Origin of the sequence: Rhodococcus sp. NKCM2511, from assembly GCF_014905595.1 — a bacterium.
Taxonomy (GTDB): Bacteria; Actinomycetota; Actinomycetes; order Mycobacteriales; family Mycobacteriaceae; genus Rhodococcoides; species Rhodococcoides fascians.
In genome coordinates this window covers 62,454-85,447 of sequence record NZ_BNHJ02000004.1, presented here as the reverse complement: position 1 = coordinate 85,447, position 22,994 = coordinate 62,454, and the positions used below count along the sequence as shown (strand labels likewise).

At 64.0% G+C, this 22,994-nt stretch carries 25 protein-coding genes and 2 riboswitches; of the genes, 14 read left to right on the top strand and 11 right to left on the bottom strand.

The annotated features are described in order from the left end of the window. The first annotated feature begins 46 nt into the window (after nucleotides 1-46). On the top strand, nucleotides 47-487 hold the full coding sequence (locus JLZ96_RS22405; protein WP_201011307.1) for an LGFP repeat-containing protein: 441 nt from the start codon (nucleotides 47-49) through the stop codon (nucleotides 485-487). 72 nt (nucleotides 488-559) lie between these two features. On the opposite strand, the gene JLZ96_RS22400 is transcribed toward JLZ96_RS22405, so the two are convergent. Beyond that, nucleotides 560-1,084 carry a methylated-DNA--[protein]-cysteine S-methyltransferase gene (locus tag JLZ96_RS22400; RefSeq protein ID WP_201011306.1) on the bottom strand — a complete coding sequence of 175 codons (525 nt, stop codon included), beginning with the start codon at nucleotides 1,082-1,084 and terminating at the stop codon, nucleotides 560-562. Between the two features lie 90 nt (nucleotides 1,085-1,174). On the opposite strand from JLZ96_RS22400, the gene JLZ96_RS22395 reads away from it, so the two are divergent. Continuing rightward, the gene (locus JLZ96_RS22395) at nucleotides 1,175-2,656 is read left to right on the top strand and encodes a PLP-dependent aminotransferase family protein (RefSeq protein ID WP_032373687.1); all 1,482 of its coding nucleotides are present in this window, start codon (nucleotides 1,175-1,177) and stop codon (nucleotides 2,654-2,656) included. A gap of 69 nt (nucleotides 2,657-2,725) precedes the next feature. On the opposite strand, the gene JLZ96_RS22390 is transcribed toward JLZ96_RS22395, so the two are convergent. Further along, a complete protein-coding gene (locus tag JLZ96_RS22390) occupies nucleotides 2,726-3,802 on the bottom strand; it encodes a CaiB/BaiF CoA-transferase family protein (RefSeq protein WP_094643863.1) in 1,077 nt (358 codons plus the stop codon). A gap of 95 nt (nucleotides 3,803-3,897) precedes the next feature. Here JLZ96_RS22390 and purT point away from each other — a divergent pair, with 95 nt between their 5' ends. Next, nucleotides 3,898-5,094 (top strand): formate-dependent phosphoribosylglycinamide formyltransferase, encoded by a 1,197-nt coding sequence (gene purT / locus JLZ96_RS22385; RefSeq protein ID WP_268963067.1) that lies wholly within the window; start codon nucleotides 3,898-3,900, stop codon nucleotides 5,092-5,094. A 10-nt stretch (nucleotides 5,095-5,104) separates the two neighbouring features. Here the strand turns inward: purT and JLZ96_RS22380 are convergent, their stop codons facing one another. Next, nucleotides 5,105-5,800 (bottom strand): CPBP family intramembrane glutamic endopeptidase, encoded by a 696-nt coding sequence (locus JLZ96_RS22380; protein WP_094665653.1) that lies wholly within the window; start codon nucleotides 5,798-5,800, stop codon nucleotides 5,105-5,107. Between the two features lie 42 nt (nucleotides 5,801-5,842). Here JLZ96_RS22380 and JLZ96_RS22375 point away from each other — a divergent pair, with 42 nt between their 5' ends. After that, on the top strand, nucleotides 5,843-6,325 hold the full coding sequence (locus JLZ96_RS22375; RefSeq protein WP_032406543.1) for a DUF456 domain-containing protein: 483 nt from the start codon (nucleotides 5,843-5,845) through the stop codon (nucleotides 6,323-6,325). On the opposite strand, the gene JLZ96_RS22370 is transcribed toward JLZ96_RS22375, so the two are convergent. Continuing rightward, a complete protein-coding gene (locus JLZ96_RS22370) occupies nucleotides 6,322-7,068 on the bottom strand; it encodes an amidohydrolase (RefSeq protein ID WP_032406542.1) in 747 nt (248 codons plus the stop codon). The two genes, JLZ96_RS22375 and JLZ96_RS22370, sit on opposite strands and share 4 nt — an antisense overlap. Before the next feature lie 55 nt (nucleotides 7,069-7,123). Here JLZ96_RS22370 and JLZ96_RS22365 point away from each other — a divergent pair, with 55 nt between their 5' ends. Continuing rightward, nucleotides 7,124-7,993 (top strand): SMP-30/gluconolactonase/LRE family protein, encoded by an 870-nt coding sequence (locus JLZ96_RS22365; protein WP_027494282.1) that lies wholly within the window; start codon nucleotides 7,124-7,126, stop codon nucleotides 7,991-7,993. A 104-nt stretch (nucleotides 7,994-8,097) separates the two neighbouring features. Here the strand turns inward: JLZ96_RS22365 and JLZ96_RS22360 are convergent, their stop codons facing one another. Continuing rightward, entirely contained in the window at nucleotides 8,098-9,483 is a 1,386-nt protein-coding gene (locus tag JLZ96_RS22360) for an FAD-dependent oxidoreductase (RefSeq protein ID WP_032364954.1), read from the bottom strand. Nucleotides 9,484-9,787: 304 nt separating this feature from the next. On the opposite strand from JLZ96_RS22360, the gene JLZ96_RS22355 reads away from it, so the two are divergent. From JLZ96_RS22355 to JLZ96_RS22340, 4 genes are read left to right on the top strand one after another with little or no spacing between them, the layout of a single operon-like run. After that, on the top strand, nucleotides 9,788-10,648 hold the full coding sequence (locus JLZ96_RS22355; protein WP_201011305.1) for a TauD/TfdA family dioxygenase: 861 nt from the start codon (nucleotides 9,788-9,790) through the stop codon (nucleotides 10,646-10,648). A gap of 34 nt (nucleotides 10,649-10,682) precedes the next feature. Continuing rightward, nucleotides 10,683-11,210 (top strand): hypothetical protein, encoded by a 528-nt coding sequence (locus tag JLZ96_RS22350; protein ID WP_201011304.1) that lies wholly within the window; start codon nucleotides 10,683-10,685, stop codon nucleotides 11,208-11,210. A gap of 48 nt (nucleotides 11,211-11,258) precedes the next feature. Beyond that, complete coding sequence (locus JLZ96_RS22345; protein WP_032364957.1) at nucleotides 11,259-11,672, top strand: rhodanese-like domain-containing protein; 414 nt, start codon at nucleotides 11,259-11,261, stop codon at nucleotides 11,670-11,672. Beyond that, nucleotides 11,669-12,892: an O-succinylhomoserine sulfhydrylase gene (locus JLZ96_RS22340; protein ID WP_201011303.1), complete on the top strand. Its 1,224-nt coding sequence runs from the start codon at nucleotides 11,669-11,671 to the stop codon at nucleotides 12,890-12,892. Before JLZ96_RS22345 ends, JLZ96_RS22340 begins: the two co-directional genes overlap by 4 nt. A 5-nt stretch (nucleotides 12,893-12,897) precedes the next feature. Here the strand turns inward: JLZ96_RS22340 and JLZ96_RS22335 are convergent, their stop codons facing one another. The 4 genes from JLZ96_RS22335 to JLZ96_RS22320 form a co-directional block, all read right to left on the bottom strand. Further along, complete coding sequence (locus JLZ96_RS22335; RefSeq protein WP_201011302.1) at nucleotides 12,898-13,971, bottom strand: isochorismate synthase MenF; 1,074 nt, start codon at nucleotides 13,969-13,971, stop codon at nucleotides 12,898-12,900. Continuing rightward, nucleotides 13,971-14,786, bottom strand: a complete 816-nt coding sequence (locus tag JLZ96_RS22330) for an HAD-IIA family hydrolase (RefSeq protein ID WP_045840622.1) — start codon at nucleotides 14,784-14,786, stop codon at nucleotides 13,971-13,973. The genes JLZ96_RS22335 and JLZ96_RS22330 overlap by 1 nt, the downstream gene beginning before the upstream one ends. Before the next feature lie 33 nt (nucleotides 14,787-14,819). Continuing rightward, a complete protein-coding gene (locus tag JLZ96_RS22325) occupies nucleotides 14,820-15,161 on the bottom strand; it encodes a WhiB family transcriptional regulator (RefSeq protein ID WP_371128974.1) in 342 nt (113 codons plus the stop codon). A gap of 100 nt (nucleotides 15,162-15,261) precedes the next feature. Next, a complete protein-coding gene (locus JLZ96_RS22320; protein ID WP_201011301.1) occupies nucleotides 15,262-15,663 on the bottom strand; it encodes a hypothetical protein in 402 nt (133 codons plus the stop codon). A 156-nt stretch (nucleotides 15,664-15,819) separates the two neighbouring features. Then, nucleotides 15,820-15,913, top strand: a riboswitch (SAM riboswitch). A gap of 213 nt (nucleotides 15,914-16,126) precedes the next feature. On the opposite strand from JLZ96_RS22320, the gene JLZ96_RS22315 reads away from it, so the two are divergent. From JLZ96_RS22315 to JLZ96_RS22300, 4 genes are all read left to right on the top strand, one after another. Beyond that, nucleotides 16,127-16,987 (top strand): amino acid ABC transporter permease, encoded by an 861-nt coding sequence (locus JLZ96_RS22315; RefSeq protein ID WP_374758064.1) that lies wholly within the window; start codon nucleotides 16,127-16,129, stop codon nucleotides 16,985-16,987. Next, nucleotides 16,984-17,781, top strand: coding sequence for an amino acid ABC transporter ATP-binding protein (locus tag JLZ96_RS22310; protein ID WP_201011300.1), 798 nt, complete (start codon nucleotides 16,984-16,986; stop codon nucleotides 17,779-17,781). The genes JLZ96_RS22315 and JLZ96_RS22310 overlap by 4 nt, the downstream gene beginning before the upstream one ends. A gap of 42 nt (nucleotides 17,782-17,823) precedes the next feature. Further along, the gene (locus JLZ96_RS22305) at nucleotides 17,824-18,798 is read left to right on the top strand and encodes an ABC transporter substrate-binding protein (protein ID WP_201011299.1); all 975 of its coding nucleotides are present in this window, start codon (nucleotides 17,824-17,826) and stop codon (nucleotides 18,796-18,798) included. A 75-nt stretch (nucleotides 18,799-18,873) separates the two neighbouring features. Then, nucleotides 18,874-19,398 carry a GNAT family N-acetyltransferase gene (locus JLZ96_RS22300; protein WP_201011298.1) on the top strand — a complete coding sequence of 175 codons (525 nt, stop codon included), beginning with the start codon at nucleotides 18,874-18,876 and terminating at the stop codon, nucleotides 19,396-19,398. A 62-nt stretch (nucleotides 19,399-19,460) separates the two neighbouring features. Here the strand turns inward: JLZ96_RS22300 and JLZ96_RS22295 are convergent, their stop codons facing one another. Further along, on the bottom strand, nucleotides 19,461-19,652 hold the full coding sequence (locus JLZ96_RS22295) for a hypothetical protein (protein ID WP_201011297.1): 192 nt from the start codon (nucleotides 19,650-19,652) through the stop codon (nucleotides 19,461-19,463). A 327-nt stretch (nucleotides 19,653-19,979) separates the two neighbouring features. Next, nucleotides 19,980-21,803 (bottom strand): HNH endonuclease signature motif containing protein, encoded by a 1,824-nt coding sequence (locus JLZ96_RS22290; RefSeq protein ID WP_201011296.1) that lies wholly within the window; start codon nucleotides 21,801-21,803, stop codon nucleotides 19,980-19,982. 323 nt (nucleotides 21,804-22,126) lie between these two features. On the opposite strand from JLZ96_RS22290, the gene JLZ96_RS22285 reads away from it, so the two are divergent. Continuing rightward, nucleotides 22,127-22,681 carry a hypothetical protein gene (locus JLZ96_RS22285; protein WP_201011295.1) on the top strand — a complete coding sequence of 185 codons (555 nt, stop codon included), beginning with the start codon at nucleotides 22,127-22,129 and terminating at the stop codon, nucleotides 22,679-22,681. Between the two features lie 103 nt (nucleotides 22,682-22,784). Continuing rightward, nucleotides 22,785-22,878, top strand: a riboswitch (SAM riboswitch). The last annotated feature ends 116 nt before the right edge of the window (nucleotides 22,879-22,994 follow it).

Genomic DNA, 22,994 nt, shown 5'->3' with positions numbered 1-22,994 from the left:
ATCGGGTGGATAATCGAGGCCAAGTAAAGCGACGGAGGGCCGGTCGATGACTGAAAATTACAATGGCTTGGAAGTTTTCAGCTACCAATTCGATCGGTTTGCTTACGAACACTCGTGGATCGGGGCGCAGACTGGCGAATTCATGCTCGGTCCGCAAGGGGGCGGCATGTTGGAGTTCACCCACGCGATGGTGTTCGCCCTCCCCGAGGGTGGTGCGCACGAAGTACACGGACCCATTCTGGAGTGGTACCTCTCGCACGGCGGACCTTATGGCGCACTTGGCTATCCGATCAGCAACGAGCGCCCGACTCCCACCGGTTCCGGACGCTACAACCTGTTCCAGCGCGGAGCGATCGGCTGGCTACCGGATACGGGCGCATTCACCATCGGCGGTAGAGAAGAGGATTCTGATGTCAGTCCGGGTCCCGACGCCGCGACGGTCTCCGTTGTCGACGCCTCGATGTCTGCGGTCGGCATATCTGGCTGACAAAGCCAACTTCAGTCCTGTTTTTCATCTATTTATTCGGTCGAGAAGTATCTTTAGCGATTACCCATGAATTCAGAACAGCGTCGGCTCGTCGAATCCGGCGACGCCTTCGATGCCGAGAATTCGTTGTTTCGTATTCGCCCCGCCGGGAGCGGAGAAGCCGCCTACCTCTCGGCCCGCGCCGAGCACGCGATGACACGGAACAATGATCGGTACCGGATTTCGGCCCAGTGCCCCGCCCACCGCCTGGGCCGCGCCCGGCACCCCGAGTCGACGCGCGATGTCTCCGTACGTCAGCGTTGCGCCCCGGGGAATCGCGCTGCACACGGTGTAGACCGAGGCGTCGAACGCCGACACCTCGAGCAATAACGGGATCGGGCTCATGTCCACGGCGCGCCCGGCGAGGAGCGCCACGATTCGATCGATCGCGTCCTCGGCGAGAGCGTCGACCGGACCTAGGTCAGCGGCGAAGCCGGCCAGGTAATCGAGCATCGCCTCCTCCGACGGCTCGGGTAGTGCCACGGCCATCACGCCGTCCGCGCTCCAGGCAAGACCGCATCGCCCGATGGCCGTGTCGAAGAGGGTGCTGCTCGGCATGGGTCGAGTATCCACCGGACGCCTACAGGCAGTCCAGTCGAACGCCTAATGGACTTGAAAGTTCGATGCCAGTGGGTGAATATGGGCTGTATGGCCTCCAGAGTGCTCAATGCAACGTCGCTGGCACGAGATCTCGGAAGCTGGCGCGGCGACGCGTCGGCCGATGGATCCGGCAGGCGCAAGGCCTCCCGTCCCACGTACAGGGCTCTCGCAGACGGGGTTCGACTGCTCATTCACGACGGCCGTATCCCGTTGGGTGTCGGGTTGCCGAGTGAACGCGATCTGTCGGCTGCTCTCGACCTGAGTCGTACCACGATCACCTCGTCGTATTCGGTGCTGCGCGACGAGGGCTATCTCATCAGCAAGCAGGGATCGCGCAGCACCGTGGCGTTGCCTGCTGCGCCGACTCCCAACGGCATGTTGATTCAGTCGACGTCGCCGTCGGGTCCGGTGGTGGACATGAGTCATGCGGCCATGTCGGCGGCCGACGGAACGATGACAGCAGCGTACGAATCTGCGCTGCAAGCACTTCCGACGTATCTGCCCACTCACGGTATGGAGCCCATCGGACTCGCAGTGTTGAGGGAGGCCATCGCGCAGCGTTTCGTCGAACGTGGATTGCCCACCACTGCCGATCAGATCATGGTCACTTCGGGTGCGCAGCAGGCGGTTCGGTTGCTACTGGGTACGCTGACCTCGCCCGGCGACCGCGTCCTGATCGATCACCCGACGTATCCCAATGCACTCGAGGCCATCAGGCGCGTCGGTGCCCGGCCGGTGCCGGTACCGGTTCGTCCCGTCGAAGGGGATTGGGATCTCGACGGAATCCGCAGTGCAGCAAGGCAAACCGCCGCCAAGGTGGCGTACTTAATTCCCGACTTTCACAACCCCACCGGGCAGGTGCTCGACGCGGAGGGGCGCGCCGAGCTCGCGCGCATCACCCGAGACACCCGAATGACGCTCATTGTCGACGAAACCATGGTGGACCTGTGGCTCGATGCGCCACCACCGCCACCGGTCGCGTCGTTCGGGCGGGTGTCGGGATCGGACATCGTGACGATCGGGTCGGCGTCGAAGTCGTTCTGGGGCGGACTGCGTATCGGATGGATCAGGGCGCATCCATCGCTCGTGTCGCAGCTCGCCGGCTCGCGAGCAGCACACGATCTCGGTACCTCGATCGTCGATCAACTGGCGTCGTCGTTCCTGCTGCAGGACGCCGAACCCGCGCTGGAGGTCCGTCGATCCCAACTGCGGGAACGTCGAGATGTGCTCGAAGATGCCCTGGCCGAACATGTTCCGGAGTGGAAATACCGGCGCTCGGAGGGCGGGATGTCGCTGTGGCTTCAGCTACCCGCTCCGGTGTCGAGTGCGCTCGCCGCTACTGCGCCTGCGTTCGGGGCAGTATTGGCCGCAGGTCCGCGGTTCGGGGTCGAGGGTGCGTTCGAGCGTTACCTTCGGCTGCCGTACACCCGTGAGCCGCAGGAGCTTCGGGCTGCAGTTGCGGCCACTGCCGCGGCGTATCGAGCCTTGGCACCGAGCGTCGAATCCGAACAGCCGGCCCTGGTGTTCTGACGGCGAGCTCGAAGTTATGGACGAGAATCAGCCGTAAAGCGCCCATAACTTCGAGTTCTGCGCAAAGAATTACGCCCAGACGGATGCGATGTCCGTGGCGGTGGCGGGCGGTGGCGTCGGGACTCCGTTTTCGGTGCGCGAGAACCGCGGTGCCGGACGGTGCTGCGTCACGCCACCGATGTCGATGAGCGAGTCTCGGTCCTTCATGTGTGGGTGGTTCGGGGCCTCGGCGAAGGTGAGGACGGGGGAGACGCAGGCGTCGGTGCCGTCGAAGATTGCGGCCCATTCGTCGCGGGTCTTGGTCAGGAATGTCGCGGTGAACGTCTCGCGCAGTTCCGGCCAGCGCGACTTGTCCATCTGTGACGGTAGGTCTGCATCGGACAGACCGAGACCGGTCACGAGCTGGGCGTAGAACTGCGGTTCGAGGGACCCGACCGCCATGTACTTGCCGTCCGACGTCTCGTACGTGTCGTAGAACGGCGCGCCCGTGTCGAGCAGGTTGACGCCGCGGTCGTCGCTCCATGCTCCGACGCCTCGCCAGGCCCAGATCATGTGCGACAGTGCCGCGGTGCCGTCGACCATGGCCGCGTCGACGACCTGTCCCTGTCCCGAATTCTGTCGTTCGTAGAGCGCCGCCATGATGCCGAAGACTAGGAACATCGATCCGCCGCCGAAGTCGCCGACCATGTTCATCGGTGGCACCGGTCGTTCGCCGTCGCGGCCGATAGCGTTGAGGACGCCTGTGACGGAGATGTAGTTGATGTCGTGGCCGGCGGTCTGTGCCCAGGGGCCTTCCTGCCCCCAGCCCGTCATGCGGCCGTAGACCAGGCGCGGGTTTCGGGCGAGGGCGTCGTCGGGGCCGAGTCCGAGTCGTTCGGTGACGCCGGGGCGAAAACCTTCGATCAGCACGTCAGCGCGTTCGATCAGGCCGAGGACCTTCTCGATGTCGGCGGGATCCTTGAGGTTCGCTTCGACAATGGTGCGGCTGCGCAGCTGGTGGTCGTGTGGAGAGACCTGTCCGGCGCGCTGGACGCGGACGACGTCTGCGCCGAGGTCGGCGAGCAGTAGCGCTGCGTGCGGACCGGGTCCGATCCCTGCGAGTTCGACGACGCGGAGCCCTGCTAGCGGTCCACCAGTGTTAGCCACGTTTGTTGCCTCGTTCCGACTCGTCAGCTGCGATTGTGAATGGAGACTAACTTGTACTAGGGCGTCCAAGTGATGTGGGTGTGGATAATAGGGCTGTGACTGCCCCAGATCCCGTCCGCATCGGTACTCCACTCACGCCCGGTGCCACCCGGGTCATGCTCCTCGGAGCAGGTGAGCTGGGCAAAGAGGTCATCATCGCGTTCCAGCGCCTCGGTGTCGAGGTGATTGCCGTCGACCGTTACGACAACGCCCCGGGCCATCAGGTAGCGCATCACGCGTACACGATCGACATGAGCAATCCCGAAGAGCTGCTGGCGCTGATCGACGCTCAGCAGCCGGACTTCGTCGTCCCGGAGATCGAAGCCATTGCCACCGATGCGCTCGCCGAGGTGGAGGCCAAAGGACGCTCGGTGGTCATTCCGACCGCGCGTGCAACACAATTGACGATGAATCGCGAAGGAATCAGGCGGCTCGCGGCCGAGGAGCTCGGCCTGCCGACCTCGCCGTACGCGTTCGCCGATTCGTTGGACGAGGTGCGACAAGCGTTGTCCCACATCGGCTTCCCCGCTGTCATCAAGCCGGTGATGTCCTCGTCCGGCAAGGGGCAGTCGGTGGTACGGAGCGAAGCCGACGTCGAGACGGCGTGGGACTACGCGTTGAAGGGCGGTCGAGTCGACCTGGGCCGCGTCATTGTCGAGGGATTCGTCGATTTCGATTACGAGATAACACTTCTCACCGTGCGCGCGACAAACGGGACTTCGTTCTGCGAGCCGATCGGTCATCTGCAGGAGTCGGGCGACTACATCGAATCCTGGCAGCCGCAACCGATGTCCGACGCGGCACTCGCGTCGGCACGCGAAGTGGCCGAGAGAATCACGACGGCACTCGGTGGTCGTGGACTGTTCGGCGTGGAGCTGTTCGTGCAGGGCGACAACGTGTACTTCTCCGAGGTCAGCCCCCGGCCGCACGACACCGGCCTGGTAACGCTTCGTACGCAACGGTTCTCGGAGTTCGAGCTGCATGCCCGCGCCGTTCTCGGGCTACCCATCGACACGACACTGCTCTCGCCGGGAGCGTCGGCGGTCATCTACGGCGGTGTCGATGCGGACGGCATCGCATTCGAAGGCGTCGCCGATGCCCTCGCGGTTCCCGAAACCGATCTCCGGCTGTTCGGCAAGCCCGCCAGCTTCGTCCGGCGGCGAATGGGTGTTGCGGTGTCGACGGCGTCGGACATCGAGACTGCGCGGGCTCGGGCCCGCGAGGCAGCAGGCAAGGTTCAACCGACCGTCTAGATCGCGCCGTCTAGATTGAGGCCACCACCGCGGCGGTAGCAAGGGCGTTGTTCATCGTGTGCAGTGCGATGCCCGGAATCAACGATCGGTGCAGTCGAACCAGCAGGGCCGCAGCGGAGCCTATGCAGACCATGATCAGCGCGATGGCGGGCAGTACGTGGACGGCCCCGAAACACACCGCAGATCCGAGAACTGCGATCTGCCATCGTGTTCGGGTGTCGAACCACCCGAAGATCACCCGGCGGAAGAGGATTTCCTCGAGTACCGGTGCGATCAGGACGGTGCAGGCGATGGTGAGAGCGCCGGCGACCACACCCACGTCGAGTGCATCGAGAGTCGACGCGCTTCCGCCGGCATCGGAGGCGGGAGCTATGTCGACAGCGCCGGCGAGTGCAATGCCGACGCCCATGGCGGCGATCCACGCGACGGGTACTTCCCACAGCAGGTGCCACAGCGATCGTGGACCCGACGTGAGCTGCAGATCCTTCCACGTCCAGCCGCGGCGACTCAGCGATTGCCACAAGGCAACTGCGAACACCGCCGTCGCCAGCGGAATGGCGTAGCCGAGTACCCAATTCAGGTCGAACACACCGACGAGAAGCACGACCGCGGCCACCACAGCGATGGCACCGATGAGCAGGCTGCCGATGGACAGCAGGGCGTCGCCGCCGGAAACAGGACGTTCGAAAGTCGCGGTTCGGGGCACAGGCGTCAACTTACCGGCGATCGGCGTGCACACTTGACCACCATGAGCGCTCTCGGAGAAATACTGGTCGGCCTGGTGATTCTCGTCGGACTCGTCGGCATCGTCGTGCCCGTTCTGCCGGGCACCATCTTGATCTTCGCGGCTGTTGCGGTGTGGGCGTGGGTTACCGGCGGCACCGCCGCGTGGACGGTGTTCGGCATCGCGGCGGTGCTACTGGTTCTGAGCGGCGTCGTGAAGTACACCTGGCCGGGCCGCCGGATGCGCGAGGCCGGCGTGCCGATGCGGTCGCTGATCGTCGGCGGCCTGCTCGGCATCGTCGGCTTCTTCGTCATTCCCGTGGTGGGCCTGTTCATCGGTTTCATCGCCGGCGTCTACGTGGCCGAACTACCCAGGCACCGCAACCATTCCGAGGCCTGGCGATCCACCGTGCATGCCACGAAGGCGGCTGGTCTGTCGATTCTGGTGGAACTGTTCGGCGCGTTGCTCGCCTCGGCCGTGTGGCTCGGGGGAGCAGTACTGATCTAAGGCACCCGATACCAGGTCCGGGCATTACCGTCGAGCACAGCGGGGAGGTCGCCGCCGACGGCCCCGGAGATGATGTCGATGTCGGTCTCGGAGAACGGCCGTGGGGCTCGTGTACCGGGCAGGTCGGTGCCGAACAGCAGTGCCTCCGGGTTCACGCGGTGGATCTGCTGCAAGGTGTCGACGATGTCGAGATCCACGCGGCCGAATCCCGTTGCCTTGACGCGTACTCCGCGGTCGACGAGGTTCAGCAGATAGGGAAGTCCCTGCGTCGACAGTCCCAGATGGTCGATGCTCACCGCCGGTAGTTTCGCAAGGATCGGCTCGAGCGAGAGCAGCAACGACGCGTCGACGTACAGCTCGGCGTGCCACCCCACCAGTTCGTGCACTCGTCTGGCCTGCGTGGTGAGCATCTCGACGTCGGTTTCACCGCGTTTGAGGTTGAATCGCATCGCCCGCACGCCTGCCTCGTCGAGGGCGACGATCTCCTCGTCCGTGCACTCCGGATCGAGCTGAGCCACCCCCACCCAGCCGCGTCCGAGCGTCTCCAGTGCGGCCAACAGATAGCTCTGATCGGTGCCTTGGAACGATGCGGTGACCACGGCACCGCCGGTGATCCCGAGCCCGTCGACGTCGTAGAGATAGTTCGAGACGGTGTACGGATCCGGCGTGTATCCCTGGTTCTCGATCAGCGGAAATCTGGGGTCGATGATGTGTAGGTGGGCGTCGAACACGGGTCCCAGCATGCCAGCTCGCCGATTCGCCGTCGCGGCCACCTGGCTCGGTGTTTGAATGCGAAACATGAAACCGGAGACCACCGTCGTTCTCGACGGATACACGTATTTCGAATGTCCACGCTGGCACGACGGGAGGATTTGGGTATCGGACTTTTACAGCCATCGCGTCGTATCCGCCCTCGAGGACGGTTCCGACGTGCGAGTCGAGGCCGAGGTGCCCAATCAGCCGTCGGGCCTGGGCTGGCTACCCGACGGGCGGCTGCTGATCGTCTCGATGCGCGATTACAAACTGCTACTACGCGAGCACGACGGGTCGCTGACCGTCCATGCCGATCTGTCGACGTACGTGAAGGCGAACCTCAACGACATGCTCGTCGACGCGCAGGGACGCGCCTACATCGGCAATTTCGGGTTCGATCTGATGAACTTCGCGCCCGTCGAGACGGCAGATCTGATTCGCGTCGATCCCGACGGGTCCGCGCACGTCGTGGCCTCGGACCTGTACTTCCCCAACGGAATGGCGTTCACCGATTCCGGTGAACTGCTCGTCGACGAGACGGTCGGGAACCGGGTCAGTGCCTTCGATATCGCCGAGGACGGATCGCTGGGGGAGCGGCGTGACTGGGCGACGTTCGGTGAACTGCCGTCGTCGACGGACATGGCAACGGCCATGAGTGAGGTGAAGGTGGCCGCCGACGGCTGCTGCATCGACACCGACGGAACGATGTGGATCGCCGACGCGCTCGGTCAGCGCGTGTTGCACGTCGCGCCGGGCGGAGAGGTTCTCGAGCAGCTCGACTTCGACCTCGGCGTGTTCGCGTGCGGACTCGGCGGATCCGACGGCCGCACGCTGTTCGTTTGCGCTGCACCCGATTTCAACGAGCATCAACGCAAGATCGAAACCGAGGGAAAGCTGCTGGCGGTTCGGGTGTAGAGCGCTCCGCGCATGTGAGTGGAAACTCGTAGCCTGCTACGAGGCAGGAGTGGAGCCTGCGGAACGACCCGCAGGCTCCACACTCACATGCGGCGCCAGCCGCTCTACGCCTTGTCGGGCTCGGAGGCCTTCAGCATGTCCTCACGCTCGACGACCTTGACGCGCTCGCGGCCTTCTTCTTCGCCGAGGGAGCGTTCGTGGGCGTCGAGGCGGTACCAGCCGTCCCAGGTGGTGAACGGAACCTGCTTGCCTTCGAGGAACGAGGTGACGGCATCGAGGTCCGGCTCGGCCGCACCGGCGAAGCTCGGCGCATCCTCGAGCAGGTTCGCGACTGTTTCGTTGGCGTCGCCCTTGGTGTGACCGATGAGGCCGACGGGTCCGCGCTTGATCCAGCCGGTGACGTACGTGGCGGGTACGGGCGTGGTGGAGTGCGGCGATTCGACGACGCGTCCGGCCTCGTTGGGGATGGTGCCTGCCTGCTCGTCGAACGGGAGCTGGCTGATGTTCTGGCTGAGGTAGCCCACGGCGCGGTAGACGGCTTGGACGTCCCAGTCGTTGTACTTTCCGGTGCCGCGGACGTTGCCGGTGCCGTCGAGTTCGGTGCGTTCGGTACGCAGACCGACGACCTTGCCGTCCTCGCCGAGTACCTCGTGCGGGGACTCGAAGAAGTGCAGGAACAGCTTGTGCGGGCGAGCGCCGACGTCGCGGATGGCCCAGTCCTGCAGGGTGTTGGCGACCATGTCGATCTGCTTGGAGCTGCGGCGAGCCTGCTCGGAGCCTTCGTCGTAGTCGATGTCCTCGGGGGCGACGATGACCTCGATGTTGGGCGAGTGGTCGAGCTCGCGCAGTTCGAGCGGGGTGAACTTGGCCTGAGCCGGGCCGCGACGTCCGAAGACGTGCACCTCGAGTGCCTTGTTGGCCTTGAGGCCTTCGTAGACGTTGGCGGGGATTTCGGTGGGGAGCAGTTCGTCGCCGGTCTTGGCGAGAACGCGTGCGACGTCGAGGGCGACGTTGCCGACGCCGAGGACGGCGACCTTCTCGGCCTCGAGGGGCCAGGTGCGGGGGACGTCGGGGTGGCCGTCGTACCAGGAGACGAAGTCGGCGGCACCGTAGCTGCCGTCGAGGTCGATGCCGGGGATGTTCAGTGCGCGGTCCGCGTTGGCTCCGGTGGAGAAGATGACGGCGTCGTAGAAGCGACGCAGGTCGTCGAGGTTGATGTCGGTGCCGTAGTCGATGTTGCCGAGCAGGCGAACCTGAGGCTTGTCGAGCACCTTGTGCAGGGCGGTGATGATGCCCTTGATGCGTGGGTGGTCAGGGGCAACGCCGTAGCGAATGAGCCCGAACGGGGCCGGCATCCGCTCGAAGAGGTCGATGCTCACGCCCGGTCCGCTGACATTGTGGTCGGACTTCATGAGCGCGTCGGCGGCGTAGATGCCTGCCGGTCCGGCACCGACGATGGCGACGCGGAGTGGACGAGTCTGATCAGTCATGTGCAGCGAGCTACCTTCTTCGAGGGAAGTGCGGACACCCCAGCATAAATTAAGGACAACCTGAGCTGGGGCAGTGGGCAACTTGCCGTATTCCCCGGGTTCCGGTAGGAATTGACCCGTGCAGACGACATACCTGGTCCGACGGTTCACCGTCGACTTCTGTCGCACCTGCACCAACATGTGTTGTCGGTGACCTGACCCGACGCCCAATCCCTGTTCCCCGACGTCGTCGGGACGGGATCCCTCCCTCGACGGCCGTGCCGCGACCAGTAGGCGCACCGCTGTCTCTCGGATTCGAGGACACATGACCACTCTGGAACAGACAGTTTCGCTCACTCTCGACAAGCTCGGCCCGTCGTTCGGTGCCGAAGTCATCGGTCTCGATGTCGCGTCGGCCTCCGATGCGCAGATCCACGCCGTCCGCCGAGCTCTCGTCGAGCACAAGGTTCTCGTGCTCCGAGGTCAGTCGATCGACGACGCAGGCCACATCGAGTTCGGCCGCCGACTCGGTGACCTCACCGCCGGGCACCCCGTGCACGACAGTGGTCACGTCGCCCCCGAGGTCTATGCCCTCGACAGCCAGGACAACGGTTTCGCCGACGTGTGGCACACCGACGTGACATTCATGGAGCGCCCACCGATGGGGTCTATCCTGCGGCCCGTCGTACTGCCTCCGCACGGCGGCGACACCAACTGGGCCGACAGTCAACTCGCCTACGAGTCCCTGTCCGCGCCGGTTCGCCGAATGATCGACGGGCTCACCGCAATTCACGACGGTAACCGTGAGTTCGGCTACTACCTCGCGCAGAAGCGCGGCGGTAAGGGCAACGTGTGGGACGGCAAGGAAGTGACCGCGCTGGTCCCCGTCGAACATCCCGTCGTGCGGGTGCATCCGGAAACCGGCCGCAAGGGGCTGTTCGTCAATCCGGGTTTCACCTCCCACATCGTGGGCGTCTCGGAGGCGGAGAGCCGCGGAATCCTGGATCTGCTGTACGCGCACCTCACCAAGCCCGAGCACATCGTGCGCCACCGTTGGCGTCTGGGTGATCTGGTGCTGTGGGACAACCGCAGCACCTCGCACTACGCCAACCGCGATTACGGCACCGAGCACCGCAAGATGCACCGCATCACGTTGCGCGGCGACATTCCCGTCGGACCCCGGTAGTTCCGGGCACGTCGGATCGAGGAAGATTGCCTACATGGCGTCGTGGAGTGAACGTAGGCAGCAGTGGGTCGACAGTCGTGAGGAAGCGCGCAACAACGCATCCCAGGCGGCTGCCGACTCCGGTGAGCAGCGTCCGCCCACCGCGTGGCCGTTCATCATTGCCGCGGGCATCGTCGTCGTGCTGCTCGTCGGCATCTTCGCGGCGTCCAAGTTCGCCCCCGCGGAGGACAACGTGACGCAGGCGCAGTTGCTCACTGACGCCGTCGACGGTTTCCTCGAAGCACAGAACACCGGCGACGCGGATCTGCTGCGTGCGAACACGTGCGCCGATCAGGTCGAGCGCCTGATTCCCGGCGACGACGCCCAGTACCGCACCGACCGCGCAGGCGAAGTGGAACGCAACGGCGAGACGTCGATCGACGGAGTGCCCACGGGGTACGAGGTCAACGGCGACCGCGGCGTAGTCACGGTACCGCTGAAGGAAGAGAAATCCGGAGCGCAGACCGACGACAAATGGAAGTTCGTCCGGGTGAACGACACCTGGTTGGTGTGCAATGTGTGATTCGGGCCCGTGTGATGTCGTAACAGCAAGTGACGGAAGGCTGATCCAGTGACCTACGCAGGTGACATAACCCCGCAGGCGGCGTGGGAGTTGTTGCAGAGCAACCCCGATGCCGTTCTCGTCGACGTCCGCACGCACGCCGAGTGGCAGTACGTCGGCGTACCCGACACCTCCGGCATCGATCGCCCGACCCACCTGATCGAGTGGGTGAGCTACCCCGACGGCGCTCGCAACACCGACTTCGTCGACGAGCTGAAAGCCGCAGGCGTGGACGGCGATCGGCCGGTGGTGTTCCTGTGCCGCTCCGGTCAGCGATCCATCGGTGCCGCCGAGGCGGCCACGGCTGCGGGAATCGGCCCGTCCTACAACGTGCTCGACGGTTTCGAAGGTGCCACCGATGCCGACGGCCACCGCGGTGCCGTGGGGTGGCGTGCGGTCGGGTTGCCCTGGAGGCAGTCGTGACGAACATTCCCAGAGGCGGGGGTTTTCAGAAGCCGCTACCCGACGGTGTGGGTCAGGGAACGCTGGGAGTTCGCGGCGGTCTGATGCGATCGGGCTTCGACGAGAACGCCGAAGCGCTGTATCTCACTTCGGGTTTCGTCTACGAGAGTGCCGGTGCCGCCGAGCAGGCGTTCACCGGTGACATCGATCATTTCGTGTACTCGCGCTACGGCAACCCGACGGTCAAGATGTTCGAGGAGCGGTTGCGGCTGATCGAAGGTGCCGAGGCGTGCTTCGGCACGTCGAGTGGAATGTCGGCAGTGTTCACCGCGCTCGGCGCATTGTTGAAGGCCGGTGATCGATTGGTCGCTGCGCGTAGCCTTTTCGGTTCCTGCTTCGTGGTGTGCAACGAGATTCTGCCGCGCTGGGGCGTCGAGACCGTCTTCGTCGACGGCGAGGACCTCGAGCAGTGGGAGCACGCGCTGTCGGTGCCGACGACCGCGGTGTTCTTCGAGACCCCGTCCAATCCGATGCAGTCGCTCGTCGACGTCAGGCGGGTGTCCGAGATGGCGCACGCCGCCGGCGCAACGGTGGTGTTGGACAACGTGTTCGCGACGCCTCTGCTGCAGCGCAGCCTCGAACTCGGTGCCGACGTGGTGGTGTATTCCGGCACCAAGCACATCGACGGTCAGGGCCGGGTGCTCGGCGGCGCGATCCTGGGATCGAAGGAGTACATCGACGGTCCGGTACAGACGTTGATGCGGCACACCGGACCTGCCCTGAGCCCGTTCAACGCCTGGACCTTGCTCAAGGGGCTCGAGACAATGCCGGTGCGTGTGCGGCATTCGGTGAACTCCGCGCTGCAGATCGCCGAGTTCCTCGAAGGGCATTCGGCGGTGCGGTGGGTCAAATACCCGTTCCTGCCATCACATCCGCAGTACGAGCTGGCGACGTCGCAGATGTCGGGCGGCGGCACGGTCGTCACATTCGAGCTCGATGCCCCCGAGGGCGCAGGCAAGCAGCGTGCTTTCGAGTTGCTCGACGGCCTGAAGATCGTGGACATCTCGAACAACCTCGGCGATTCCAAGACGCTCATCACCCATCCGGCCACCACCACGCACCGCGCGATGGGGCCGGAAGGTCGTGCCGCAGTGGGCATCACCGATGGCGTCGTGCGGATCTCCATCGGTCTCGAAGACACCGAGGACCTGATCGGGGATCTGGACCAGGCGTTGAAGTAGCTGGGTCAGTTCTCGAAGACGCTGAGTACCGTTCTGAACTTTGCCGTGGTTTCGTCCAGCTCGGCGTCGGGGTCCGAGTCGGCGACGATGCCGCCGCCGGCTGTGGCGGTACCGGACAGGCCGTCCGCGGTGAGTTCGATGCACCGGATCGCGACCATCCATTCACCGTCCCCGCTGCCGTCGGTCCATCCGAGCGCCCCGGCATAGAAGCCGCGGGATCCCTCGATCTCGGTGATCGCTCTCATGGCGGCGGCGCGGGGAACACCGGCGACGGCAGCGGTGGGATGCAGCGCCAATGCGAGGTCGAGGGCCGACGTCGACGGGTCGGCCAACGTACCGACGATCGGCGTGGACAGGTGCCACAGCTGCGGAGTGCTGCTCAGCTGAGGTGTCGCGGGTACGTCCAGTGTCTCGCAGAACGGCGCCAGTGCTGCCTTGATCTCTTCGACGACGAAGCGATGCTCGGCCTGGTCTTTCGCGCTGGCCGCCAGTGCCGCCGAGATACGCGCGTCCTCGTCGGGGTCGGTGGAGCGCGCGGCCGTCCCGGCGAAGGGATGGCAGCTGACGACGTTGCCGCGTTTGCGCACCAGCAGTTCGGGGCTTGCGCCGACGAGATGTCTGCCGGACTCGTCTGTGGGCGAGAGGTCTGCGAGAAATCCGTTTCCCATCGGATCGCGAGTCACCAACGCGCTCAACACCGCTGACGGATCGATGGGCGACTCTGCGGCCAATTCGATCGCTCGTGCGAGCACGATCTTCTCGGCGACACCGGCTTTCACACGCCGCACGACCTCGCGTACCCGTTCGACGTGCACGTCCGGCTCGGGGATCTGGCGTTCGACGGTGACGGACGGAAGTGGCGGCTGAGCATCCGGTACCGCCCACGCACCGGCGCGTCGGTAGAACTCCGCCGGCTCGATCAGCGCGGTGGCGTCGGACATGTCGAAAGGCAGTACCCCGACGACGTTTCGGCCTTGCTGTACCGCCACGACTGCGTCGGCGACGTCCGGAAACTGTTGCTGCACTCCCAAGCCGACGACATGATGATCCTGCCGAGACAGAACGAATCGGAGCTTCATCAGAACGGGTTCTGTGTGCGGCCCACCAGGTCTGCGACGGAATCGAGCACTTTCGTCGGACGGTACGGGTACTGCTCGACGGACTGCACGGTCGAAATGCCGGTCAACACCAGAATGGTCTGCAATCCGGCTTCCAGGCCGGACAACACATCCGTGTCCATCCGGTCGCCGATCATCAGCGTGTTCTCGGAGTGCCCGCCGATGGCGCGTAGAGCCGAACGCATCATCAACGCGTTGGGCTTGCCCACGTAGTACGGCTCCTTGCCCGTCGCCTTGGTGATGAGTGCGGCGACCGAACCGGTCGCGGGCAGCGAACCCTCGCGCGACGGACCGGTCGCGTCGGGGTTGGTGGCGATGAAGCGTGAACCCTTCTCGACGAGACGAATGGCGGTGGTGATGGCCTCGAACGAGTACGTTCGGGTCTCCCCGAGCACCACGTAGTCGGGGCTGGAGTCGGTGAGGGTGTAACCGATGTCGTGCAGCGCGGTGGTCAGACCGGACTCGCCGACGACATACGCACTGCCGCCGGGCCGCTGATTGCCGAGGAAGGTGGCGGTGGCGAGAGCAGAGGTCCAGATCGACTTCTCCGGAATGTCCAAGCCGGTGAATGCGAGACGTGCGCGCAGGTCACGTGGGGTGCGGATCGAGTTGTTCGTCAACACGATGAACGGGATCTCGTTGGCCTGCAGCTCGGCGAGGAACGTGTCGGCACCGGGGATCAGGTGATCCTCGTGGACCAGAACTCCGTCCATGTCCATCAGGTACGTCCACGGCAGGGGCTTCTCGATATCGGTCACCCCTCCATTGTGGACCATCCGGCGACCTGCGGACCATCTTCTGGTCGCGGCCTAACTCGCCCGCCGCTCGTGGTCGCGTCGCGAGTTGGCCCGATGCACCAGCCGTTCGCGGGCCGTCATGCCGCCCCACACTCCGAACGGTTCGTTGGCTGCCAACGCGAACCGCTTGCAGGCGTCGAGCACTCCGCAGCCTGCGCACACCTGCTTGGCGCGATCCTCGCGTTGGCGACGCGCCGTTCGCCCCTCACCAGAGGGGGAGAAGAAGATCTCCGAGTCCTGACCCCGGCACAGTGCGTCGAGCTGCCAGTCCCAGCATTCGGCGGCAGACGAGGAAATCCTGCGTTCGATCATGGCAATTGCGGTGTTTTTCGACGGGACAGATTCGTTCGGCATCGTGGCGACCCATTCCTTTCGTCGACGCTGTCGCTAGGAACCCTTGCCGTGTCGAAGGCGCGAGGCAATGGTTGAAATCAGGGTGATTCGAGACCGCGGTTCAGGACACGTCGGGGGTGTACCGATAGAGGGCGTTCACTCGGTCGTCCAGCATGAACAGCGGAAGGATCACAGCCTGGATCGCGGCGACCACAGCAGGGAGGTAGTCGCCCGCGACGACACACACGAGACTGCCGAGACCCAACAGAATCAGTGTCGTACGGGGAAGAATCCACGTCGGCTTTCGGTCGGTTCGCCTAAGCGCGTACAGAATTGCGGCTGCGACCGCCACGAGGATGGCGCTGTGAGCGGCCACGCGTATCGAATCGGACGTGTCGGCCGCCTGGAACGTGCCGATCACGACCAGCGAACCGAGAAAGACAACACTCGCTGCGTTCAGCTGCCGATAGCGCGGCGTTCTTCGAAAGCCATCGTCACCGATCCTGGCTTTCCACACGTGCATGGGTCGAATTCTCGCACGAGGGTGGTGGAGTTCGTCGACCCTCTACAGATCCAACCCGGGGGCGGTTGCGCCGGTGGCAAGGGTTGAAATCATCGTGATTATAACCGAATGCGCACGTGCACTTGATTTTTCGATAGATTGTTCTGTACGTTCCTGTCACCATCCAGAGCGACCGAGAGACCTTGGCTCGATGACGTCGCAGCAACCCCGCCTTACGGCGTGTGGGTGCTACCGCCAGGACCGATGGAGGCACGACCGATGAACATCTGCATCTGTACGCACGCTTGACCGATCGGCGTACTCACAGCACGAAATCTTCGAAAGGCAACCCAGCGATGATCGCTGCCCATCCGACCCGGCGGTTCCGGTGACTCAACTCGACTCTCGTCCCGTTGTGGATACGACGGACGACATTCCCGACGAACAGCTCGTCGTTGCACGCACGTGGCACCCGTGGCGCTGGGTGATCGCGGTCGCAACGCTGATCGTGGTCGGTCAGTTCCTGCACGGCTTCGTCACCAACCCCGGCTGGGATTGGGGCACCTTCGCGCAGTACTTCACTGCAGCATCGGTGATGTCGGCGCTATGGTTGACCATCCAGCTCACCTTCTGGGGAACGCTGATCGGTTTCGCCATCGGTATCGGCCTGGCGGTGGCCCGGCTGTCCGACAATCCTGTGCTGCAGGTTATTTCCTGGTTCTACATCTGGGCCTTCCGTTCCATCCCGTTGATCGTGCAGCTTCTGTTCTGGTTCAATATTGCGTACCTGTACCAGACTCTGTCGTTGGGAATTCCGTTCGGTCCCAGCTTCTTTCAGTTCGACGTCAACAACGTCATCAGTGGATCGACGGCGGCCATCATCGGGCTGGCCCTGCACCAAGCGGCCTACTCCGCCGAGATCGTTCGGGCCGGCATCATCTCGGTGGACCAGGGGCAACTCGAAGCCGCAGCAGCGCTGGGGATTCCGAAGAGGCGGGAGTTCTTCAAGATCGTTCTGCCGCAGGCGATGCGAGGGATTCTCCCCAACGCAGCCAACGAGGTGATCAGTCTGTTCAAAGGCACGTCGATCGTGTCGGTGATGGCCATTGCCGAATTGTTCTATCAGGTGCAAGTCATATACGGACGCAACGGGCGCGTGGTTCCGCTGCTCATGGTCGCGACCGTCTGGTACATCATTCTGACGTCGGTGCTGTCGATCGTGCAGTTTTACGTCGAGCGGCACTACGCCAAGGGCGCGGTACGCAACATTCCGCTGACGCCGATCCAGCAGATACGCCACAAGCTCTCCAACGTCCCCTTCGCGCCGAGAGGGGCAACCCGATGACCACTCTCGATGCCTCCACATCCACTGCCGCAACGAGATACGCGGTCGAGGTGCGCGGCGTCCACAAGTCCTACGGCGGGCTCGAGGTGCTCAAAGGCGTCGACCTCCTCGTACGTCCCGGTGAGGTGACCGCGATTATCGGCCCCTCGGGTTCGGGCAAGTCGACCCTGCTGCGCGCTCTGAACCATCTGGAGAAGGTGGACCAGGGCACCGTCCGGATCGACGGTGATCTGGTGGGATATCGGCGCAAAGGCAACAAACTGCACGAATTCAGCAACAGGGAGATTCTGCGGCAGCGTTCCCAGATCGGTTTCGTGTTCCAGAACTTCAACCTCTTCCCGCACCTGACGGTGCTCGAGAACGTCATCGAGGCCCCGATCTCGGCGCAGAAGCGCACGCGTTCCGACGTCGAACCCGAGGCGCTGGCTCTCCTCGAACGAGTCGGGGTGCACGCGAAAGCCCACGATTATCCGCGACGACTCTCCGGCGGACAACAGCAGCGGGTCGCCATCGCGCGTGCACTTGCCCTGCGTCCCACAGTGATTCTGTTCGACGAGCCGACATCAGCGCTCGACCCCGAATTGGTGGGAGAGGTTCTCGAGGTCATCCGCGGCCTGGCACGCGATGGTGCGACCCTGGTGATCGTCACGCACGAGGTCGGGTTCGCCCGCGAGATCGCCGACACCGTCGTCTTCATGGATGGCGGCGTCATCGTCGAACAAGGCTCTCCTGCAGAGCTTCTCGATTCACCCCAGGAGGAACGCACCAAGTCGTTCCTCGCTCACGTTCTCTAGCTCTAACTCACACTTCACCTGCACCCACGAACGGGGAAAGTCATGTCCGGATCATCTCGTAGGCTCGCGGTAGTAGCGTCCGCATTCGCTGTCCTGGCACTCACTGCGACAGCATGCAGCGAACCCACTGCCGAATCTCAGGTCGTCACCGATGACGGCGGAACGTTCGATCTATCACCCGAGCAGGCCGACCGCGTTCGCGCCGAGAAGGTTGACGACATCGCAGCCGAAGTGCCGCAAGCGATTCGTGATCGCGGCACGCTGATCGTCACCGGGTCGGGCGGTACCGCACCGCCGCTGCGCTTCTACGCCACCGACGACACCACCATCGTGGGGTCCGAGGTGGACTTCTCGTACCTGATCGCCGACATTCTCGGTCTCGACGTCGATCTTCAGGTCGCAGATTGGTCGCAGAACTTCGTGAAGATCGACTCCGGCGAGAACGACGTGTTCATCTCCAATGTCACCGTCACCGAGGAGCGCAAGGACAAGTACGACTTCGCGACCTATCGACTGGACAACCTCGCTTTCGAGGCGCAGAAGGACACCGATTGGACAGTCGAGAAGCGTCAGGACATCGCAGGCAAGAAGATCGGTGTCGGCTCCGGTACCAACCAAGAGCAGTTGCTGGTCGACTGGAACGATCAGAACGTAGCCGAGGGTCTGGCTCCAGCCGAGATCGCTTATTACCAGAACACCTCCGATTACTACCTGGCGCTCGGGTCAGGCCGTATAGACGGGTACCTGGGACCGAATCCGTCGGCTGTCTACCACGCGGCAACCGGTGGTGAAACCAAGATCATCGGCACGTTCTCGGGTGCCGGAGATGCGCTGCAGGGTGAGATAGCAGTACTGACCAAGAAGGACAACGGGCTCATCGACGCCGTGCAGGACGCAGTGAACCACGCCATCGAGGACGGCAGCTATCAGAAGGTGATCGATCGTTGGGGCCTGCAGTCCGAGGCAGTGACCGAGTCCGTCATCAACCCGCCCGGGCTACCCCGCAAGGAAGGTTAGACAGCTGAGCAGGGTTGACGTCGGCCGGGGAGTTGGTCGCTGATCTGGTGGACAGATAATCGAGACAGGAAGCACATGAGCGCGACGTTCGATGTCAACATTCGCACTGGTGACACGGGTCCAGGACGCGTGGACTTCGTCGAGGTCGATCAGCACGATCGGCTGGCGACGCCCCTGCTGCAAGAACTGGCGATCGAATATTCGTCCCGATACGGCCGGAGCCCCGGTGTCCAATACGAGGAACTGAAGTCCTATCCCGCCCGGGAGTTCGCACCGCCGGATGGTGTGTTGGTAATTGCCTTGGCCGATCGCGTTCCTGTCGCCGGAGGTGCGTACCGGAAATACGACTCGGAAACCGCAGAGCTGAAACGTATTTGGACATCGAAAGAGCACCGCGGCAGGGGATTCGGCAGACTCGTCGTGGCCGAGCTGGAACGCAGCGCACGTGATCGCGGATATCGCAGGGTCTACCTGACGACTGGCTGGAATCAGCCCGAGGCCGTTGCGCTGTACCTGGCAGCTGGATACACCCCGCTCTACGACCGAAGTCTGCCGTCCAGAACAGTCGGATCGCACCCCTTCGAGAAGAGTCTCGAATGAGCCCGGTTCAGTGATGCCCGACTACGGCCCGAGTGGGGTGCGGTGTCGCCGAGCAATGTTTGTCAGCCCGACGTGTCGGCGTGGTGTTCCAGAGCTGCACCGACCCAGAACTGCAATGCCTGTTCGCTCGTCAGCGCTTCTGCATCGACGGTGATCCAGCCTTCACCCATCGACCGCCCCTTGCCCATGACGGCATGGTGGGCCCCATCGAGCTGGAGGTATTCGGGTTCGCGTACCCCCGTCCACACGAACAAGCAAGGCACGGTTTTCGGTGCCGACACACACCACCATTCTGTCTCGCACCATGAACGCCAGACCGCCGAACATCTTCTGCTCACGCAGACTCTCCTGGTCCCAGAGAGCGTCGCGGATGCGGTCCGCAAGAAGCTCGTCGTACGCCATGCGCTCGTACTCCTCCTGAGATGGTTGTATCGATGGAACCCCCTGGTCGTGTCGAGCGCAACTGTGGGTCGACGCAATGGGGATTCGGTATCTGCGTTGCAGTCCTGCCGGAGGCAGGGCTGTGTCGATGGCCGGGTGGTGCGACAGGCAGAGCTGTGCCGTGGTGGTGGTGTGGGTCGTCATGCGGGTTGTCGTGGTTCTTCGTCGCCGGTGTCGCCCGTGTAGTTGTGGTGGTCGGGTGGGTACAGGACTTCTTCGGGGTGGTGTGCGTGGTTGATCAGCCCACGGCGTGTGGGGTCCATCCCTGTTGGTGGGTGCCACAGGGTGCGGCCCGGGTATCTGTGTCGCGCTGTGGTTTTGGTGGTGGCCCACTTTCCGGGACCGGTGCCGACGAGTGCGTGGTGCATGTCGCATCCGAAGGTCAGGGAGTCGATGTCGGTGGGTCCGCCCTCGACCCAGTCGTCGAGGTGGTGGGACTGGCACCAGGTTGCGGGTCGGGTGCAGGAGGGGAAGCTGCAGCCGCGGTCGCGGGCGATGAGCACGATGCGTTGGTCGGCGGAGGCGACGCGTTTGGATCGGCCGAGGTAGAGGGCTCTGCCGTTGTCGTCGAAGATGGTGAGGTAGTGGTGGGCGTGCGAGGCCATGCGGATGGCGTCGCGGATCGAGACGCGGGATCCGGTGGCGGTCATGGCGTAGCCGCAACCTGCGTCGAGGTCTCTAAGGGTCATGGTGACGATGGCGGTGACGGGCAGCCCGCGATGGGTGCCGAGCGTGCCGGAGGCGAGGGTGTGCCGGAGCGCCATCTTCAGGGCGTCGTGGCGGCGTTCGTTCTGGGTGCGTCGATCCCGCGCGGCGGCAGCGTCGCGAGCAGCGGTGTCCGATGCGTCGGCGTCGGCGTGGCCGCCGGGTTCAGCAGTGCTGTCGGAGCCGGCATTGTCGTTGGTGTCGTTGGTGTCGTTGGTGTCGGTCGTGCTGTGTGGCGTTGTGCCGCAACCACAGTCGTCACCGTCGCACTCGCCGCAGTCGTCTTCGCAGCAGTCCTCGTCACCGCAGTCGTCGTCACTGCAGTCACTGTCCCCGTTGCGGGTCGTCCCATCCCACAGGCCTGCATCGCTCGACCCGGCATCACCGGACGACGGCTCGGACGTCGGCTCGGGCTGCTCTGCAGTGGACTTGCTGTCAGCTTCATCGTCGTGGACGACCGACGTCGGGTCGGCAGGATTGTTGACTCCTGGTTTCGCGGCTTTGGAGAACAAGGCCTCGAGGTAAGCGCGTAGTTCGGAATCGACGCAGAAGTTTCCTTCCGACATCCCGTCGGCACCCTGCTCACCGAGGTAGAAGAACGAATCCCGTCGTTTGGGTGGCTTGGGCTTACCGTCCTCGTTCTCGTCGTAGTCGCCGTCGGGGCTGAGGATCGAATCCAGATGCGCCACCAGCGGTGCGAAGTCGTCGGGCCGCCTCGTCGAGGCGAGACCGACCAACTGCTGTTCGGCGCGATCGCGGGTTTGCGGATCCACAGTCGACGGTAGGTGTCGGAAGAATTCGCGGATCATCTGCACGTGCTGGGCACCGAGCAACCCTGCCCGCACCGCAGCAGCGGTGTGCGGCAACAAAGGCGGTAGCGGTTCGCCGGACAGTGCGGTGCGGTCACCCAACTCCGCGGCCAGACGTACTCGCGCACCGGCTGTTCGTGGGGTGATTCGCAGCATCCACGCCACCGAGCACGGCACGGAACCCGGATAGACATCGAGGCCGTGCTGTGCGATCAGTTCGTTGAGCCAGGTGTGCGAGTACGCCGTCGCAGAGCGCGAGACAGTTTCCATGCGTTGGATCACCGCACGCCGGTCGGCGTTCGACCATGCCGCCGACGCCTGCCCCGCCAACTCGGCGACCGCCGACTCCACCGCCTCGACCAACCCAGCCAAGACAGGGTCGGACACGACGGGGGCAGGCGGCACCGTGTCGATGCCGTCCACCCCTGATCCGCCGTCCCCCGAAAGCATGAACAGAATCTACCGCGACCCACCGACAAGTATTCGAACGTACGTTCCCGCATCATTTGGCTGTCGCTGCGGCCCAGCTGGAGTCGGAGCACGGCACTATGCGGCCAATTTACATATGGACCAAAAGTGTGACGTTGTCGGTTTTGTACAACCACGAGTCGCGAAGATGCTGGTGGCGGCGTTCAATATCCCCCAAGGCGGACGTAACGACCACAGCAGCGTTGCTTGCATCGGTGACGAAAGCCACTGCTCGACGGTATCTCCGAATGCGACTGTCGAGCCGGTGACCAATGTTGTGTGTTGACCCAGTGGGGATGATCGACATGAACGACTCGTGTGGCTCCGCGCTTTCGTGCAGTTCGCCCAAGGACATGATCACCCGACTCCAGTTCGGCACCGCCGACCTGTGGCCAGAGGACGCGGCGCTTCCTGCCCGCTGGCGCTACATGGCCGATCTGGTCGACTCCGATCGCGGCATTCTCGCTGAGCTCCACGGTTCGGTGTCGGCGCCGGTGGCGGATGCTCTCGCTGCGGCTGCGGAACTGTGCAGACAATCGGCCGATGAGCCTGTGACCGCCGGAGACTGGGCGCTACTCGGACGAGCACTGGCGTGGCTCGGCCCCGGCGGTTCCGATATCGATCGCGCGTTGCTTGCTGTGGGAGAAGAATTGACACTGATCGGTCTCGACGGTGCGGAACAGGACTTCTCGGTCGCGACCTGGCTCTGCATGGACGTCCTCGTCCGATTCGCTCATGCCGGCGAAGCGATCGACTACTGGGTGCACCGCGTGAATGCGCCAGAGTTGAACAAAGTTGCGTCGCATGATGATTCGAGATCTTGCGCGAGTGGGAGCGCTGGACTGGCGCTGGCCGTCTGAACGGTAGGCGTCGGTCCGACCGCGCTTCTCGCGTCTGTTTTCGGCGGGTTTTCCTACCCCGGTTGGCAACCGGGGCGATGCTCTCGTAGTATCGGAAACTGTAGGACCATCCAGAGCGACCGAGAGACCTGGCTCTATGACGTCGCAGCAACCCCCCGCTCGTCGGGTGAGGGTGCTACCGCCGGGACCGATGGAGGATTGCACGTGAACACCCGAGTTGCCGCAGGCTTCGTCAACGGTTGCCGCCGTCTCCATGTCGATCTGTGCCGCCTCAACGGTTCGACCTGTCGCAGCTGACATTTCGTCACAACTC

Excerpts from the sequence above, each read along its gene's own strand:
- JLZ96_RS22405 (WP_201011307.1), top strand. The coding sequence starts at position 47 with ATGACTGAAAATTACAATGGCTTGGAAGTTTTCAGCTACCAATTCGAT.
- JLZ96_RS22395 (WP_032373687.1), top strand. The coding sequence starts at position 1,175 with ATGGCCTCCAGAGTGCTCAATGCAACGTCGCTGGCACGAGATCTCGGA.
- JLZ96_RS22285 (WP_201011295.1), top strand. The coding sequence starts at position 22,127 with ATGAACGACTCGTGTGGCTCCGCGCTTTCGTGCAGTTCGCCCAAGGAC.
- JLZ96_RS22320 (WP_201011301.1), bottom strand. The coding sequence starts at position 15,663 with ATGCACGTGTGGAAAGCCAGGATCGGTGACGATGGCTTTCGAAGAACG.
- JLZ96_RS22350 (WP_201011304.1), top strand. The coding sequence starts at position 10,683 with ATGGCGTCGTGGAGTGAACGTAGGCAGCAGTGGGTCGACAGTCGTGAG.
- JLZ96_RS22310 (WP_201011300.1), top strand. The coding sequence starts at position 16,984 with ATGACCACTCTCGATGCCTCCACATCCACTGCCGCAACGAGATACGCG.
- JLZ96_RS22365 (WP_027494282.1), top strand. The coding sequence starts at position 7,124 with ATGAAACCGGAGACCACCGTCGTTCTCGACGGATACACGTATTTCGAA.
- JLZ96_RS22370 (WP_032406542.1), bottom strand. The coding sequence starts at position 7,068 with ATGCTGGGACCCGTGTTCGACGCCCACCTACACATCATCGACCCCAGA.
- JLZ96_RS22300 (WP_201011298.1), top strand. The coding sequence starts at position 18,874 with ATGAGCGCGACGTTCGATGTCAACATTCGCACTGGTGACACGGGTCCA.
- JLZ96_RS22330 (WP_045840622.1), bottom strand. The coding sequence starts at position 14,786 with ATGGTCCACAATGGAGGGGTGACCGATATCGAGAAGCCCCTGCCGTGG.
- JLZ96_RS22335 (WP_201011302.1), bottom strand. The coding sequence starts at position 13,971 with ATGAAGCTCCGATTCGTTCTGTCTCGGCAGGATCATCATGTCGTCGGC.
- JLZ96_RS22355 (WP_201011305.1), top strand. The coding sequence starts at position 9,788 with ATGACCACTCTGGAACAGACAGTTTCGCTCACTCTCGACAAGCTCGGC.
- JLZ96_RS22305 (WP_201011299.1), top strand. The coding sequence starts at position 17,824 with ATGTCCGGATCATCTCGTAGGCTCGCGGTAGTAGCGTCCGCATTCGCT.
- JLZ96_RS22400 (WP_201011306.1), bottom strand. The coding sequence starts at position 1,084 with ATGCCGAGCAGCACCCTCTTCGACACGGCCATCGGGCGATGCGGTCTT.
- JLZ96_RS22290 (WP_201011296.1), bottom strand. The coding sequence starts at position 21,803 with ATGCTTTCGGGGGACGGCGGATCAGGGGTGGACGGCATCGACACGGTG.
- JLZ96_RS22375 (WP_032406543.1), top strand. The coding sequence starts at position 5,843 with ATGAGCGCTCTCGGAGAAATACTGGTCGGCCTGGTGATTCTCGTCGGA.
- JLZ96_RS22325 (WP_371128974.1), bottom strand. The coding sequence starts at position 15,161 with ATGCCGAACGAATCTGTCCCGTCGAAAAACACCGCAATTGCCATGATC.
- JLZ96_RS22360 (WP_032364954.1), bottom strand. The coding sequence starts at position 9,483 with ATGACTGATCAGACTCGTCCACTCCGCGTCGCCATCGTCGGTGCCGGA.